This is a genomic window from Cellulomonas sp. P4_A2 (genome assembly GCF_056402515.1).
Genome location: NZ_JBFUHG010000018.1, coordinates 77,430 through 91,683 on the forward strand (window position 1 = coordinate 77,430; position 14,254 = coordinate 91,683).

A 14,254-nucleotide genomic window follows, 5' to 3' on the forward strand; every position below is an offset into this window, starting at 1 on the left:
GGGTGTGGTGAAGTCCACCCGTGCTTCCGCTGTGCACCACGCGCCAGAAGACTCCAGGGCTGGCACCCTGGGGCGCATGCAGATGTGGCCTGGACGTCCCTATCCCCTGGGCGCCACCTACGACGGGACCGGGACGAATTTCGCCCTGTTCTCCGAGGTGGCCGAGCGGGTCGAGCTCTGCCTGATCGACGCGGACGGGACCGAGACGCGCGGGGACCTCACGGAGGTCGATGCGTTCGTGTGGCACGGCTACCTGCCGGCGATCTCGCCCGGCCAGCGCTACGGGTTCCGCGTGCACGGGCCGAACGACCCGGCCAAGGGCGACCGGTGCAACCCCAACAAGCTGCTCCTGGACCCGTACGCGAAGGCGATCGACGGTCAGATCGACGGCGACCCTTCGTTGTACTCGTACCAGTTCGACGCGCCCGACGAGCGCAACGACGACGACTCCGCCGGGCACACCATGACGTCCGTGGTGATCAGCCCGTACTTCGACTGGGGCAACGACCGCCCGCCGCAGCACGAGTACCACGAGTCCGTGATCTACGAGGCGCACGTGCGTGGCCTCACGATGCAGCATCCGGCGATCCCCGAGGAGCTGCGCGGAACGTACTCCGGCCTCGCGCACCCCGCGGTCATCGAGCACCTGACCTCGCTGGGCGTGACGGCCGTCGAGCTCATGCCCGTGCACCAGTTCGTCAACGACCCGTCGCTCGTCGAGAAGGGTCTGTCCAACTACTGGGGCTACAACACGATCGGCTTCTTCGCCCCGCACAACGGCTACTCGGCCTTCCCGCAGGCCGGGCAGCAGGTGCAGGAGTTCAAGGCGATGGTCAAGGCGCTGCACCAGGCCGACATCGAGGTGATCCTCGACGTGGTCTACAACCACACGGCCGAGGGCAACCACATGGGCCCGACGCTGAGCTTCCGCGGCATCGACAACGCCAACTACTACCGGCTCGTCGACGACGACCAGGCGCACTACTTCGACACCACGGGCACCGGGAACTCGCTGCTCATGCGCTCGCCGCACGTGCTGCAGCTGATCATGGACTCGCTGCGCTACTGGGTGACCGAGATGCACGTCGACGGGTTCCGGTTCGACCTGGCGGCCACTCTGGCCCGGCAGTTCCACGAGGTCGACCGGCTCTCGGCGTTCTTCGACCTGGTGCACCAGGACCCCGTCGTCTCGCAGGTCAAGCTCATCGCCGAGCCGTGGGACATCGGTGAGGGCGGCTACCAGGTGGGCGGCTTCCCGCCGCTGTGGTCGGAGTGGAACGGGAAGTACCGCGACACCGTGCGCGACTTCTGGCGCGGCGAGCCCTCCACGCTCGGGGAGTTCGCCAGCCGGCTGTCGGGCTCGTCGGACCTGTACGAGCACACCGGCCGCCGCCCGATCGCGAGCGTCAACTTCGTCACCGCGCACGACGGCTTCACGCTGAACGACCTCGTGTCCTACAACGAGAAGCACAACGAGGCGAACGGCGAGGGCAACAACGACGGCGAGAGCCACAATCGGTCGTGGAACTGCGGCGTCGAGGGCCCGACGAAGGACAAGGACGTGCTCGCGCTGCGCGCCCGGCAGCGCCGCAACTTCATCGCCACGCTGCTCCTGTCGCAGGGCATCCCCATGCTCGCGCACGGTGACGAGCTCGGCCGGACCCAGCAGGGCAACAACAACGTCTACTGCCAGGACGGCCCGATCTCCTGGGTCGACTGGGACCTCGACGAGACGCAGAACGCGCTTCTCGAGTTCACGCGGCGCGTCGTGCGGCTCCGTCAGGACCACCCGGTGTTCCGGCGACGTCGGTTCTTCGCCGGCTCCGCCGAGCACGGCGGGGAGTCGGACCTGCTCGACATCGCGTGGCTCGCACCGGACGGCCACCACATGCGCGACGAGGCGTGGGGCGCGGACCAGGCTCGCGCCGTGATGGTCTTCCTCAACGGCGACGCGATCGTCGAGCCCGACGATCGCGGCCAGGAGATCGTCGACGACAGCTTCCTGGTGCTGTTCAACGGGCAGCCCGACACGGCCACGTTCACGATCCCCGAGGTCGCCTACGGCCAGACCTGGACCGCCGTCTTCGACACGGACTCCCAGGTCGAGTCGGGGACCACCGTCGAGTCCGGCAAGGACCTGACCCTCGCCCAGAAGTCCGTCGTGGTGCTCACCCGGGCGCCGATGACGCCGACTGCCTCGTCGTCGGGCACCGGGGCGGTGGCGGAGGCGTCTCGCGAGGCCGCCAAGCAGGCCAAGCGGCGCACGGCCTCGGCGGGCGCCACGGACGAGAAGCCGAAGCGACGCACCACCAAGCCGCGCCCGACGGCATGAGCGATCAACGACCGACCCCGACCCGACGGCTCCCCACGGCGGGGCGGCCGGTGCCGGTCTCGACGTACCGCGTGCAGCTCGGCACCGACCTGACCCTGCTCGACGTCGCCGACCGGGTGCCGTACCTGGCGTCGCTGGGCGTCACGCACGTCTACCTCTCGCCGATCCTGCGGGCCGCTCCCGGCTCCACCCACGGGTACGACGTCGTCGACCACGACGAGGTCGCGCCCGAGCTCGGCGGCCTGCCCGCCCTGGAGCACCTGGCCGAGGTGGCCCACGACGCCGGCCTCGGGCTCGTGCTCGACATCGTGCCCAACCACATGGCCGTGCCGACGCCCGTCTGGCACAACCGCGCCCTGTGGTCGGTGCTGGGCGAGGGGCCGGACTCCCCGTACGCCGACTGGTTCGACGTCGACTGGTCGGCGGGCGACGGCGCGGTGCTGATGCCCGTGCTGGGCGACCGGATCGGCGCGGTCCTCGGCCGCGACGAGCTCCAGCTCGACGAGGTCGAGATCCCCGGCGAGGGCACGCGGACGGTCCTGCGCTACTACGACCACGTGTTCCCCGTCCGGCCGGGTACCGAGAACCTGGCCCTGGCCGAGATGGTGGAGCGCCAGCACTACCGGCTCGCGTACTGGCGGGTGGCCGACGAGGAGCTCAACTACCGACGGTTCTTCGACGTGGGCACGCTGCTCGCCATCCGGGTCGAGGACCCCGACGTCTTCGACGCGACGCACCGGCTCGTCCTTCGGCTGCTCGCCGATGGCGTGATCGACGGCCTGCGGATCGACCACCCCGACGGGCTCGCCGACCCGGCGGGCTACCTCGCGCGCCTGCGCGCCGAGAGCGACGGCGCGTGGGTCGTCGTCGAGAAGATCCTCGAGGGCGAGGAGACGCTGCCCGCCGACTGGGAGACCGCCGGAACGACGGGCTACGAGGCCCTCTGGCGGATCCAGCAGACGTTCGTCGACCCCGGCGGCGCGGCCGTGCTCGACGCGGTCATGCACCGGCTCACGGGCGACACCTCCGACGCGTTCCCGGGGATCGCCGAGCAGGCCAAGCGCGAGATCGTCGACGGCCCGCTGTACGCGGAGGTCTACCGGCTGACGACCCTGGCGGCGAGCATCTGCCACGACGACCTGCGCCTGCGCGACCACACCTGGCGCGCGCTGCAGGATTGCCTGGTCGAGCTGCTCGTCGCGTTCGACCGGTACCGCGCCTACGTCGTGCCCGGCGAGCCGGTGCACCCCGAGTCGCTCGAGGTGCTGCACGCCGCCGCCCGGCACGCACGCCGACGGCTCTCGCCGGAGCGCGAGTCCACCATGGACGTGCTCGTCGACCTGCTCCTGGGCCGCGAGGTCGGGAGCGCCGGCCAGACCCGCGGCGCCCGTCGCGACGAGCTGATCGTGCGCTTCCAGCAGACCTGCGGGGCCGTCATGGCCAAGGGGGTCGAGGACACCGCGTTCTACCGCTGGACGCACCTCGTGGGCCTCTGCGAGGTGGGCGGGGCGCCCGAGCAGTTCGCGCTGACGCCGACGGACCTCTCGGCGTGGGCGGCGCGGATGCAGGTGGCGTCGCCGCTCGGCATGACGACCCTGTCGACGCACGACACGAAGCGCGGCGAAGACACGCGTTCGCGGCTCGGGGTGCTCAGCGAGCTTCCCCGCGAGTGGTCGCAGCTCGTCGACCGGCTCAGAGCCGCCACGGCCCCGTACCGCAGCGCGCTGCTGGACGGCCGGACCGAGTACCTGCTGTGGCAGACGCTCGCGGGCACGTGGACGGACCACGGCCCGATCGCCGAGGACCGCCTCGTGGAGTACCTGACGAAGGCGATCCGGGAGGCCAAGTCCCGCACCACGTGGACGGCGCCCGACGAGCCCTACGAACGCGCCGTGCTCGACGCCGCGCGTCAAGCCCTGGTCGATCCCACGGTCGCCGCACTGTTCACGGAGTGGGAGGTCCGCACGCGGCCCGCGGTCCGGGCGGCGACCCTCGGCACCAAGCTCGTCCAGCTGACCCTGCCGGGTGTCGCGGACGTCTACCAGGGCACCGAGGTCCCCGACCCCGTGCTCGTCGACCCGGACAACCGCCGGTTCGTCGACGTCGCACCGCTCGCCGCCCGGCTCGTCCGGCTCGACGACGGCGCCGGCCCGCGCGACCTGGCCGACGAGAAGCTGCTGGTCACCTCCCGCGCGCTGCGCCTGCGGCACGACCTGCCCGACGCGTTCGTCGGGCCGACCGCGGGGTTCCGGCCGCTCGCGCACTCGTCCGGGCACTCGCTGACGTACGCCCGGACCGTGGACGGCGTCCCCCAGGTCGCCGTCGTCGCGACCCGGCTCGCGGCGGCCGTCGACCGGCTCGGCGGGTGGGCCGACCACTCGGTCGCGCTGCCCGACGGCGACTGGTTCGACGTCCTGACCGAGCGCGCCGTGAGCGGCGGCGTGGTCGACGTGGCGGGCATCCTGGACCGGCTGCCCGTCGCCCTGCTCGTCCGGGCACAGGGCTGAGGATGCTGCCTCGCGTCTGGGCGCCGAACGTCTCCCGCATCGATCTGGTCGTCGGTGACGAGCACGTGCCGATGGAGCGCGCCGATGCCTGGTGGGAGACCGACCGAGACCTCCCGTCCGGGACGGACTACGCGTTCTCCCTCGACGGCGGCCCGCCCCGACCCGACCCGCGCAGCGCGTGGCAGCCGGCCGGCGTGCACGGTCCGAGCCGCGTGTTCGACACGTCCGCGTTCGACTGGTCCGACGAGTCGTGGGAGGGCGTCGACGTCCGCGGAGCGGTCCTGTACGAGCTGCACGTCGGCACGTTCACGCCCGGGGGCACTCTCGAGTCCGCCGCGGCCGAGCTGCCGTCGCTGGTCGCGCTGGGCGTCGACGTGGTCGAGCTCATGCCGATCGCCCCGTTCGACGGCGACCGCGGCTGGGGCTACGACGGCGTCGGCCTGTACGCGGTGCACGAGGCCTACGGCGGGCCGGCGGCGCTGCAGCGGTTCGTCGACACCGCCCACGGCCTGGGACTGGGCGTGTGCCTCGACGTCGTCTACAACCACCTCGGCCCGTCGGGCGCCTACGTCGGCGAGTTCGGCCCGTACTGGACCGACGCGCACGAGACGCCGTGGGGTGCGGCGATCAACCTCGACCAACCAGGTTCCGACGAGGTCAGGCGCTGGATCATCGAGAGCGCGCTGCGCTGGTTCTCCGACTTCCACGTCGACGCCCTGCGCCTCGACGCCGTGCACGCCCTCGCCGACGACCGCCCGGTCCACCTGCTCACCCAGCTGTCCAACCGGGTCGCAGCCCTCTCGTCGACCGTCGGGCGACCGCTCTCGCTGGTCGCGGAGACCGACCTGAACGACATCGTCTCGGTCACGCCGACGGCCGACGGCGGGTGGGGCATGACCGCCCAGTGGGCCGACGACGTCCACCACGCGATCCACGCCCTGCTCACCGGCGAACGGCACGGCTACTACGCCGACTTCGGCACGCCGTCAGCGTTGCGCCAGGCGCTGACCAGGGCCTTCGTGCACGACGGCGGCTTGTCCACCTTCCGCGGTCGGATCTGGGGCCGCCCGGTCCCCCCGGAGACCGACGGCCACCGGTTCGTCGTCAGCGTCCAGACCCACGACCAGGTGGGCAACCGCGCGATCGGCGACCGCCCGTCGCGGCAGCACCCCGATCTGGTCCTCGCGGCGTCTGCGGCGCTCCTGATCCTGTCGCCGTTCACCCCGATGCTCTTCATGGGCGAGGAGTGGGGAACCCGCACGCCGTTCCAGTTCTTCACGTCCTACGCCGACCCGTCCCTGGCGGCCGCCGTGCGCGAGGGCCGCACCCGCGAGTTCGGCGGCCACGGCTGGGCCGAGCTCTACGGCGGCGACGTCGAGGTGCCTGACCCGCAGGCACCGTCCACCTTCCGGGCCAGCACGCTCGACCGCACCGAGCTCGACGATCCGGCGCACGCCCGGATGCTCGACTGGTACCGCACCCTCCTCGGGCTCCGCCGCTCCGTGCCGGACCTTGCCTCCGGCGACCTCACCGCGACGGACGTGACCTGGGGCGGCGGCTCGGGCGAGGGTCCGTGGGACGGCTGGCTCGTGCTGCGGCGGGGGGCCGCCCACGTCGTCGTCAACCTCTCCGACGAGCCGCTGCCCCCGGCCGCCGGGACCGGCGAGGCGCTCGCCGTCGTGGCCGCCTGGAGGAGCACGGAGCACGAACCGGTGGTCGGGGCGCCGCGGTCGATCACCGTGCTGGCCTGACGCTCGCGCACCACCATGAAGGCACGGGCGTGTCCGGGCTCGACATCTCGCCGGCCATGGTCGCGCGGGCCGGGGAGAAGCTCGGCGACGCGGACGACGACGAGCGGTTCGTGGTCGCCAGCCGCGCCTGACCGCTACCCCGCCAGCGCCGCCCGGACCAGCGCGGAGAGCTTCTTGCCGTCGGCGGCGGTGCCCGCTCGGGCCGTCGCCTCCTTCATGACCCCACCCATGTCCTTGATGCTCGTCGCGCCCACGGACGCGATGACGTCGGTCACGAGGGCGGCGAGCTCGTCGTCCGAGAGCCGCGCGGGCAGGTACGTCTCGATCGCGTCGGCCTCGCGCGTCTCCACGTCCGCACGCTCGCCTGCGCCGGCGTCCGTGTAGATCTGCGCGCTCTCGCGCCGCTTCTTGACCTCGCGGGCCAGCACCTTGAGCACGTCGTCCTCGGTGAGCTCCTTGACCTCGGGTCCGGCCTTCTCCTCGGCCCGCACGGCGCCGATGAGCTGGCGCAGGATGCTGGTGCGGTCGGCGTCGCGCGCCTTCATGGAGGTGGTCAGGTCGGCGGTCAGGCGGTCGAGGGTCTCGGAGCTCATGCGGCTATCGTCCCCCGTCCCGCGCCGGGCGCGAAGCGCGGATCCGGTCCTCCCACTCCTCGCGCAGGTCGCACAGGGCCACGAGCCCGGCACGGAGCCCGTCCAGCTGGTCGGCGGTGAGCCGCTCCCGGAGCTGCCCGTCGACCTGCTCGACGCCGCTGCGGACCGCCGCGGCGGCACCGCGCCCGCGGGTCGTGGGGACGACGGTCATCCGGCGGCCGTCCTGCGGGTCCGCGACGCGCTCGAGGTAGCCGCGCACGACGAGCGTGTCGACCAGCTGGCTCGCCGCCTGCTTGGTGACGCCGAGCTCACGCGTGAGCCCCGAGACGCTCCCGCCGTGGTTGACCAGACCCCCGAGCACGAACGGGCCGTTGCGCGGCACGTCGTCGAAGCCACCGGCGACGAGCTCGGCGTGGATGACGTGGCTGTAGGCGCCACGGGCGGCGCGGAGCAGGGCGGGGAGAACGACGTCGTCGGCCATGTGGTCAATCTACTTGACCAGCGCAGCCCCGTCAGCCGCGAGCGAGCCGAGCCGGGACAGCGCCCGGTAGTACTTCTTGCGGTACCCGCCGGCGAGCATGTCGGCGGAGAACAGGTCGCGCTCCCCCGACCCGCCCAGCACGACCGGCACGTCGCGGTCGTAGAGGCGGTCGACGAGGACGACGAGGCGCAGGGCGACGTCCTGCGTCGGCACGGGTCCCACGGCGGTGAGCCCGACGAGGCCGACGCCGTCGAGCAGCGCGCCGTACCGGGAGGGGTGGACCGTCGCCAGGTGCGCGAGAAGTGCGTCGAAGTCGTCCAGGGTCGCGTCCGGACGGCCCGCGACCGCGGAACGGACGTCGGCGTCCCGCATCCCGGAGGCATCCGTGACCAGCGAGCGGTGCCGGTAGTCGTCGCCGTCCACGCGCAGCACCTCGAAGCGCGCGGACAGGGCCTGGATCTCGCGCAGGAAGTCGTCGGCGGCGAAGCGCCCCTCCCCGAGCGAGCCGGGCAGCGTGTTCGAGGTGGCGGCGAGCGCCACGCCCCGGTCGGCCAGCTCGCGCAGGAGGCGGGACATCAGGACGGTGTCGCCGGGGTCGTCCAGCTCGAACTCGTCGATGCAGACCAGCCGCCGGGTGGCGAGCGCCTCGACGGTGGGCAGGAAGCCGAGCGCGCCGACGAGGTTCGTGTACTCGACGAACGTGCCGTACGCCGCGTCGCCGACGGCCCGGGCGAGCGACGTCAGCAGATGGGTCTTGCCGACGCCGAACCCGCCGTCGAGGTAGACCGCGGGGGCCGGGGCCTTCTTGCGCCAGCGTCGGCCCCCGCCATCGCGGATCTGCGCGGCGACCTGGGTCAGACGCTCGACCGTGGCCCGCTGCGACGGGTGCGAGGGGTCGGGACGGTAGGTGTCGAAGGACTCGTCGGCAAAGTGTCGGGGCGGGACCATCTCGGCCAGCAGCCGGTCGACGGGGACCTGTGGCCGACGATCGCAGAGCGCGGCAGGTGGCGCATCGACGGCGCGGGACTCTGGCACGAGGAGAGAGCGTACGCGGCTAATCCCGACTCAACTGGACCGCTTTTAGTGGACTGTCGGGCGGTTGTCCATATGTCGGCGAGTGCATCTCAGATGCCGGAACGGCCCTCCCGCACAGGGCGGACGTCCGTCATCCTCAGGGGGTGATCATGTCCGGGACGTCCGCCTGTCGGTGCCACTGCGCCGCCGCGGCCCTGGCCATGCGCTGCTGCTGTCCGCGGAGCAACTGACCCCGCCCACGTCCCCCCTCGGGCGCGCGGTCTGTGTCCGATCGCCGCTCCCCCGAGCGCAGGGTGCAGTCGCACGTCCATGTTCACCCGGAGGTAGCGCCCTATGGCGCAGACCAGGATCGCCCCGCCCGCGGCTCGCCCCGAGGGCCAGTGGGCGTTCGACCAGAAAGAACCGCTGAACGGCAACGAGCTCTTCAAGCAGCAGGACGACGCGCTCAACGTCCGCCAGCGGATCGAGGACGTCTACTCCCGCGAGGGCTTCGCCAGCATCGCGCCCGAAGACCTGCGCGGACGTATGCGCTGGTGGGGGCTCTACACGCAGCGCAAGCCCGGCATCGACGGCGGCAAGACCGCGACGCTCGAGCCGCACGAGCTGGACGACGAGTTCTTCATGCTGCGGGTGCGCTGCGACGGCGGCGCGCTGAGCCTGCGGCAGCTGCGCACCATCGCGGACATCTCGGTCGAGTTCGGCCGCGGGACCGCCGACGTCACCGACCGGCAGAACATCCAGCTGCACTGGATCCGTGTCGAGGACGTCCCGGAGATCTGGCGCCGCCTCGAGGCCGTCGGGCTGAGCACCCAGGAGGCCTGCGGCGACTGCCCGCGCGTCGTCCTCGGGTCCCCCGTCGCCGGGGTCGCGGCCGACGAGATCATCGACGGCACCCCCGCCGTGCGCGCGATCGTCGACAACTACATCGGCGACCCGCGGTTCTCCAACCTGCCGCGCAAGTTCAAGACCGCGATCAGCGGCTCTCCGCACCACGACGTCGCGCACGAGATCAACGACGTCGCGTTCGTCGGCGTGGTGCACCCCGAGCTCGGCCCGGGCTTCGACCTCTGGGTCGGCGGCGGCCTGTCCACCAACCCGAAGCTCGGCGTCCGACTCGGCGCGTTCGTCACGCTCGAGCAGATCCCGGATGTGTGGGTCGGCGTCGTCAGCATCTTCCGCGACTACGGCTACCGCCGGCTGCGCACCCGTGCGCGCCTGAAGTTCCTCGTCGCCGACTGGGGACCCGAGCTGTTCCGGCAGGTGCTGGAGGGTGAGTACCTCGGGTTCACGCTCGAGGACGGCCCCGAGCCGCCCGCACCGCCGACCGGTCGTCGCGACCACGTCGGGGTGCACCCGCAGAACGACGGCCGCTTCTACGTCGGCATGGCGCCGACCGTCGGCCGCATCTCGGGCGAGCTGCTGCAGCAGCTGGCCGACCTCGTCGAGACCGCCGGTTCCGACAAGGTCCGGCTCACGGTCGAGCAGAAGATCGTCGTGCTGGACGTCGCGCCGGCGAAGGTCGACCCTCTCGTCGAGGGGCTGGAGGCGCTCGGCCTCGTCGTGCGCACCGCGAGCACGTTCCGCCGCGGCACGATGGCCTGCACCGGCATCGAGTTCTGCAAGCTGGCCATCGTCGAGACGAAGGCGCGCGCCACGCACCTGATCGGCGAGCTGGAGAACCGGCTGCCCACGTTCGACCAGCCGATCACGATCAACCTCAACGGCTGCCCCAACTCGTGCGCCCGCATCCAGACGGCCGACATCGGCCTGAAGGGCGCGCTGGCGAACGGCGAGGACGGCTACCAGGTCCACCTGGGCGGCGGGCTCGGTCTGACGAGCGGTCTGGGGAAGACCCTGCGCGGCCTGCGCGTTCCTGCCGAGGAGCTGCCGGACTACGTCGAGCGTGTCGCGACGAAGTTCGACGAGCAGCGCACCGAGGGCGAGCTCTTCGCCCAGTGGGTGCAGCGAGCCGACGAGGAGGACCTGCGATGAGCGGAACATCGGGCGAGCGGGCGGTGCCGTACTACTGCCCCTTCTGCGCCAGCGAGGACCTCTGGCCCGCCGGCGAGACGCACGGGCAGTGGGAGTGCCGCTCGTGCACCCGCGCGTTCGCGCTCAAGTTCGTGGGGCTGGTGAGCCGCGCATGAGCACACTCGAGACTGCCTCGCTGCGCGAGCAGGCCGAACAGGCCGGTCGGGACCTCGAGGGTGCCCACCCCGAGGAGATCATCGCCTGGGCGGCCGCCACCTTCGGCGACGACCTCGTCGTCGCGTCGTCGATGGGCGACGAGATCCTCGTCCACATGGCCGCCAAGGCCGCGCCCGGCGTCAACGTGATCTTCCTCGACACGGGCTACCACTTCGCCGAGACCATCGGCACGCGGGACTACTACGCCGAGTTCACGGACATCAAGCTCCGCACCGTCCTGCCGCTGCGCACCGTGCAGGAGCAGGACGCCGAGCACGGCGAGAAGCTGCACGACCGTGACCCGAACCTCTGCTGCGCGATGCGCAAGGTCGAGCCGCTCGAGCGCGGGCTCGCGCCGTACACGGCGTGGGTCACCGGCATGCGCCGCGAGGACGCCCCGACCCGCACCGACATCACCGTCGTGGGCTGGGACGAGAAGCGGGACAAGGTCAAGCTCAACCCCCTGGCCGCCTGGACGCAGGAGCAGGTCGACGCCTACGTGGAGGAGAACCACGTCGTGCTGAACCCGCTGCGCCAGGCCGGCTACACGTCGATCGGCTGCGCCCCCTGCACGCGTGCGGTGGCGCCCGGTGAGGACCCTCGTGCCGGCCGCTGGTCCGGCACGGGCAAGATCGAATGCGGGTTGCACACGTGAGCACACTCTCCGGACCAAGCACGTTGACGCAGCTGGACGCCCTCGAGTCCGAGGGCATCCACATCATGCGCGAGGTGGCCGGCGAGTTCGAGCGGCCGGTGCTGCTGTTCAGCGGCGGCAAGGACTCGATCGTCATGCTGCACCTGGCGCGCAAGGCGTTCTGGCCGTCGGCCGTGCCGTTCACGCTCATGCACGTGGACACCGGGCACAACTTTCCCGAGGTCATCGAGTACCGCGACCGCGTCGTCGAGCAGTACGGCCTGCGACTCGTCGTGGCCAGCGTGCAGGACGCCATCGACGACGGCCGCGTGACCGAGCGCCCCGACGGCTCGCGCAACGCGCTCCAGACCGTCCCGCTGCTCGACGGCATCATCGAGAACAAGTTCGACGCGGTCTTCGGCGGCGGTCGTCGCGACGAGGAGAAGGCCCGCGCCAAGGAGCGCGTGTTCTCCCTGCGCGACGAGTTCGGCCAGTGGGACCCGCGCCGGCAGCGCCCTGAGCTGTGGGACCTGTACAACGGCCGGCACAAGGTGGGCGAGCACGTGCGCGTCTTCCCGCTGTCCAACTGGACCGAGCTGGACGTCTGGCGGTACATCGAGCGCGAGGACATCGAGCTGCCGTCGATCTACTACACGCACGAGCGCGAGGTCTTCCTGCGCGACGGCATGTGGATCGCGCCCGGCGAGTGGGGCGGCCCGAAGCCGTCCGAGACGCTCGAGACGCGCACGGTCCGCTACCGCACCGTCGGTGACATGAGCTGCACCGGCGCCGTCGAGTCGTATGCCTCCACGGTGCCCGAGGTCATCGCCGAGGTCGCCGCGAGCCGGCTGACCGAGCGCGGCGCCACGCGTGCCGACGACCGCGCCTCCGAGGCCGCGATGGAAGACCGCAAGCGCGAGGGGTACTTCTGATGGGGGCGATCGTAGAGGAGCACGCGCCAGTGACCGAAGAGCTGCCCGAGCACGCGACGCGGGACCTCCTGCGCCTGGCCACGGCCGGATCAGTCGACGACGGCAAGAGCACCCTGATCGGCCGGCTGCTCTACGACACGAAGTCGGTGCTCGCGGACCAGCTGAGCGCGGTCGAGGCAGCAACTGCTGCCCGTGGTGGCGGTCAGGTCGACCTGGCGCTGCTCACCGACGGCCTGCGCGCCGAGCGTGAGCAGGGCATCACGATCGACGTCGCGTACCGCTACTTCTCCACCGCGACCCGCGCGTTCGTGCTGGCCGACACCCCCGGGCACGTCCAGTACACCCGCAACATGGTCACCGGCGCCTCGACAGCCGAGCTCGCGATCGTGCTCGTCGACGCGCGCAAGGGGGTGCTCGAGCAGACCCGTCGGCACGCCACGATCACGGCGCTCCTGCGCGTCCCGCACGTCGTGCTCGCCGTGAACAAGATGGACCTCGTCGACTTCGACGAGGCCACGTTCCGCGCGATCGCGGACGAGTTCACCGCCTACGCGGCGGGTCTCGGCATCGCCGACGTCGTCGCGGTGCCGCTGTCGGCGCTCGCCGGCGACAACGTCGTCGACCGCTCCACGCGGACGCCCTGGTACGACGGCCCGACGCTCTTGGAGCACCTGGAGGGCGTCGAGGTCGGTCGCGACGCACAGTCCGAGGCGTTCCGCTTCCCCGTGCAGGTCGTCATCCGGCCGCGCACGCCCGAGCACCCCGACTACCGCGGGTACGCGGGCCGGGTCGCCTCGGGCGTCGTCTCGGTCGGCGACGAGGTCACCGTCCTGCCGTCGGGCAAGACGAGCGTCGTCGTCGGCATCGACACCTTCGACGGACCGCTGCAGGAGGCGCACGCGCCGCAGTCGGTGACGCTCCGGCTCGCCGACGACGTCGACGTGGCCCGCGGCGACGTGCTCGTGCCCACCGGCTCGTCCGTCACGGTCGGGTCCGACCTGGTCGGGACCGTCTGCTGGCTGGCCGAGAAGCGCAGCGTCCTCGGCGCGCGCCTGCTCGTCCGGATCGGCACGCGCACGGTCCGGGCGCTGCTGCGGGAGGTCAACGCCCGCCTGGACGTCGACACCCTGACGGTCGACCGCTGGGAAGGCGTCGACACCCTGCACGCTGTGGACGCGACCGACACGTCGTCGGACATCCCGCCCCGGGCGCTGTCCCTGAACGCGATCGGCCGGGTCAAGATCCGGCTCGCCGAGCCCGTCGTGCTCGACGACTACGCGACCCACCGCCGGACGGGCGGCTTCCTGCTGGTCGATCCCGCGGACGGCACCACGCTGGCCGCCGGGATGATCGGCGAGACGCTGCTGGACCGGATCGCACCGACGGCCGCTCCACAGGACGATCAGGACTGGCTGGCGGGCGCGGGGATATGACCGGCCGCCACCCCCTGCTCCTCGACCTCGCGGGTCGCCGCGTCGTCGTGGTCGGCGGCGGCCCGGTGGCGGCGCGTCGGACCCTTCGCCTGGTCGAGGACGGGGCCGACGTGGTCGTCGTCGCGCCGGCGCTGTGCGAGGACCTGGTCGAGCTGCTCGACCGGGTCACCTGGCGGCAGCGCCAGTACCTGGCCACCGACCTGGACGGCGCCTGGCTCGTGCACACGGCCACGGGCGACCGGGCGGTCGACGACGCCGTCGCGGCGGACGCCGAGGCCGCGCGCCTCTGGTGCGTCCGGGCCGACGACGCCGCCGTGTCGAGCGCCTGGACCCCCGCGGTCGCCCGCTCGGGCGATGTCACCGTGGCGG

12 protein-coding genes are annotated in these 14,254 nt (G+C 72.0%); 9 read left to right on the forward strand and 3 right to left on the reverse strand.

What is annotated here, in order from left to right:
- Positions 1–76 precede the first annotated feature (76 nt).
- From glgX to treZ, 3 genes are read left to right on the forward strand one after another with little or no spacing between them, the layout of a single operon-like run.
- Entirely contained in the window at positions 77–2,332 is a 2,256-nt protein-coding gene (gene glgX, locus AC1DUE_RS16105; protein ID WP_477040423.1) for a glycogen debranching protein GlgX, read from the forward strand.
- Positions 2,329–4,839: a malto-oligosyltrehalose synthase gene (treY, locus tag AC1DUE_RS16110; protein WP_477040424.1), complete on the forward strand. Its 2,511-nt coding sequence runs from the start codon at positions 2,329–2,331 to the stop codon at positions 4,837–4,839. The genes glgX and treY overlap by 4 nt, the downstream gene beginning before the upstream one ends.
- Before the next feature lie 2 nt (positions 4,840–4,841).
- Positions 4,842–6,590: a malto-oligosyltrehalose trehalohydrolase gene (gene treZ, locus AC1DUE_RS16115; RefSeq protein WP_477040425.1), complete on the forward strand. Its 1,749-nt coding sequence runs from the start codon at positions 4,842–4,844 to the stop codon at positions 6,588–6,590.
- Positions 6,591–6,724: 134 nt separating this feature from the next.
- Here the strand turns inward: treZ and AC1DUE_RS16120 are convergent, their stop codons facing one another.
- The 3 genes from AC1DUE_RS16120 to zapE are packed head-to-tail and all read right to left on the reverse strand — an operon-like array spanning position 6,725 to position 8,699.
- Positions 6,725–7,183 (reverse strand): GatB/YqeY domain-containing protein, encoded by a 459-nt coding sequence (locus AC1DUE_RS16120; protein WP_477040426.1) that lies wholly within the window; start codon positions 7,181–7,183, stop codon positions 6,725–6,727.
- A 4-nt stretch (positions 7,184–7,187) separates the two neighbouring features.
- Positions 7,188–7,664 (reverse strand): MarR family winged helix-turn-helix transcriptional regulator, encoded by a 477-nt coding sequence (locus tag AC1DUE_RS16125; protein WP_477040427.1) that lies wholly within the window; start codon positions 7,662–7,664, stop codon positions 7,188–7,190.
- A gap of 9 nt (positions 7,665–7,673) precedes the next feature.
- Positions 7,674–8,699 (reverse strand): cell division protein ZapE, encoded by a 1,026-nt coding sequence (gene zapE, locus AC1DUE_RS16130; RefSeq protein ID WP_477040428.1) that lies wholly within the window; start codon positions 8,697–8,699, stop codon positions 7,674–7,676.
- Between the two features lie 333 nt (positions 8,700–9,032).
- On the opposite strand from zapE, the gene AC1DUE_RS16135 reads away from it, so the two are divergent.
- From AC1DUE_RS16135 to AC1DUE_RS16160, 6 genes are all read left to right on the forward strand, one after another.
- A complete protein-coding gene (locus tag AC1DUE_RS16135) occupies positions 9,033–10,691 on the forward strand; it encodes a nitrite/sulfite reductase (protein ID WP_477040429.1) in 1,659 nt (552 codons plus the stop codon).
- A complete protein-coding gene (locus AC1DUE_RS16140; protein ID WP_197030011.1) occupies positions 10,688–10,846 on the forward strand; it encodes a hypothetical protein in 159 nt (52 codons plus the stop codon). The genes AC1DUE_RS16135 and AC1DUE_RS16140 overlap by 4 nt, the downstream gene beginning before the upstream one ends.
- Positions 10,843–11,541 carry a phosphoadenylyl-sulfate reductase gene (locus AC1DUE_RS16145; protein ID WP_477040430.1) on the forward strand — a complete coding sequence of 233 codons (699 nt, stop codon included), beginning with the start codon at positions 10,843–10,845 and terminating at the stop codon, positions 11,539–11,541. The genes AC1DUE_RS16140 and AC1DUE_RS16145 overlap by 4 nt, the downstream gene beginning before the upstream one ends.
- Positions 11,538–12,452 carry a sulfate adenylyltransferase subunit CysD gene (cysD, locus tag AC1DUE_RS16150; RefSeq protein ID WP_477040431.1) on the forward strand — a complete coding sequence of 305 codons (915 nt, stop codon included), beginning with the start codon at positions 11,538–11,540 and terminating at the stop codon, positions 12,450–12,452. Before AC1DUE_RS16145 ends, cysD begins: the two co-directional genes overlap by 4 nt.
- Complete coding sequence (locus AC1DUE_RS16155) at positions 12,452–13,885, forward strand: sulfate adenylyltransferase subunit 1 (protein WP_477040432.1); 1,434 nt, start codon at positions 12,452–12,454, stop codon at positions 13,883–13,885. Before cysD ends, AC1DUE_RS16155 begins: the two co-directional genes overlap by 1 nt.
- A partial coding sequence (locus AC1DUE_RS16160; protein ID WP_477040433.1) for an NAD(P)-dependent oxidoreductase occupies positions 13,882–14,254 on the forward strand: 373 nt, incomplete at its 3' end. The genes AC1DUE_RS16155 and AC1DUE_RS16160, both read left to right, overlap by 4 nt.

Excerpts from the sequence above, each read along its gene's own strand:
- glgX (WP_477040423.1), top strand. The coding sequence starts at position 77 with ATGCAGATGTGGCCTGGACGTCCCTATCCCCTGGGCGCCACCTACGAC.
- treY (WP_477040424.1), top strand. The coding sequence starts at position 2,329 with ATGAGCGATCAACGACCGACCCCGACCCGACGGCTCCCCACGGCGGGG.
- treZ (WP_477040425.1), top strand. The coding sequence starts at position 4,842 with ATGCTGCCTCGCGTCTGGGCGCCGAACGTCTCCCGCATCGATCTGGTC.
- AC1DUE_RS16120 (WP_477040426.1), bottom strand. The coding sequence starts at position 7,183 with ATGAGCTCCGAGACCCTCGACCGCCTGACCGCCGACCTGACCACCTCC.
- AC1DUE_RS16125 (WP_477040427.1), bottom strand. The coding sequence starts at position 7,664 with ATGGCCGACGACGTCGTTCTCCCCGCCCTGCTCCGCGCCGCCCGTGGC.
- AC1DUE_RS16135 (WP_477040429.1), top strand. The coding sequence starts at position 9,033 with ATGGCGCAGACCAGGATCGCCCCGCCCGCGGCTCGCCCCGAGGGCCAG.
- AC1DUE_RS16140 (WP_197030011.1), top strand. The coding sequence starts at position 10,688 with ATGAGCGGAACATCGGGCGAGCGGGCGGTGCCGTACTACTGCCCCTTC.
- AC1DUE_RS16145 (WP_477040430.1), top strand. The coding sequence starts at position 10,843 with ATGAGCACACTCGAGACTGCCTCGCTGCGCGAGCAGGCCGAACAGGCC.
- AC1DUE_RS16155 (WP_477040432.1), top strand. The coding sequence starts at position 12,452 with ATGGGGGCGATCGTAGAGGAGCACGCGCCAGTGACCGAAGAGCTGCCC.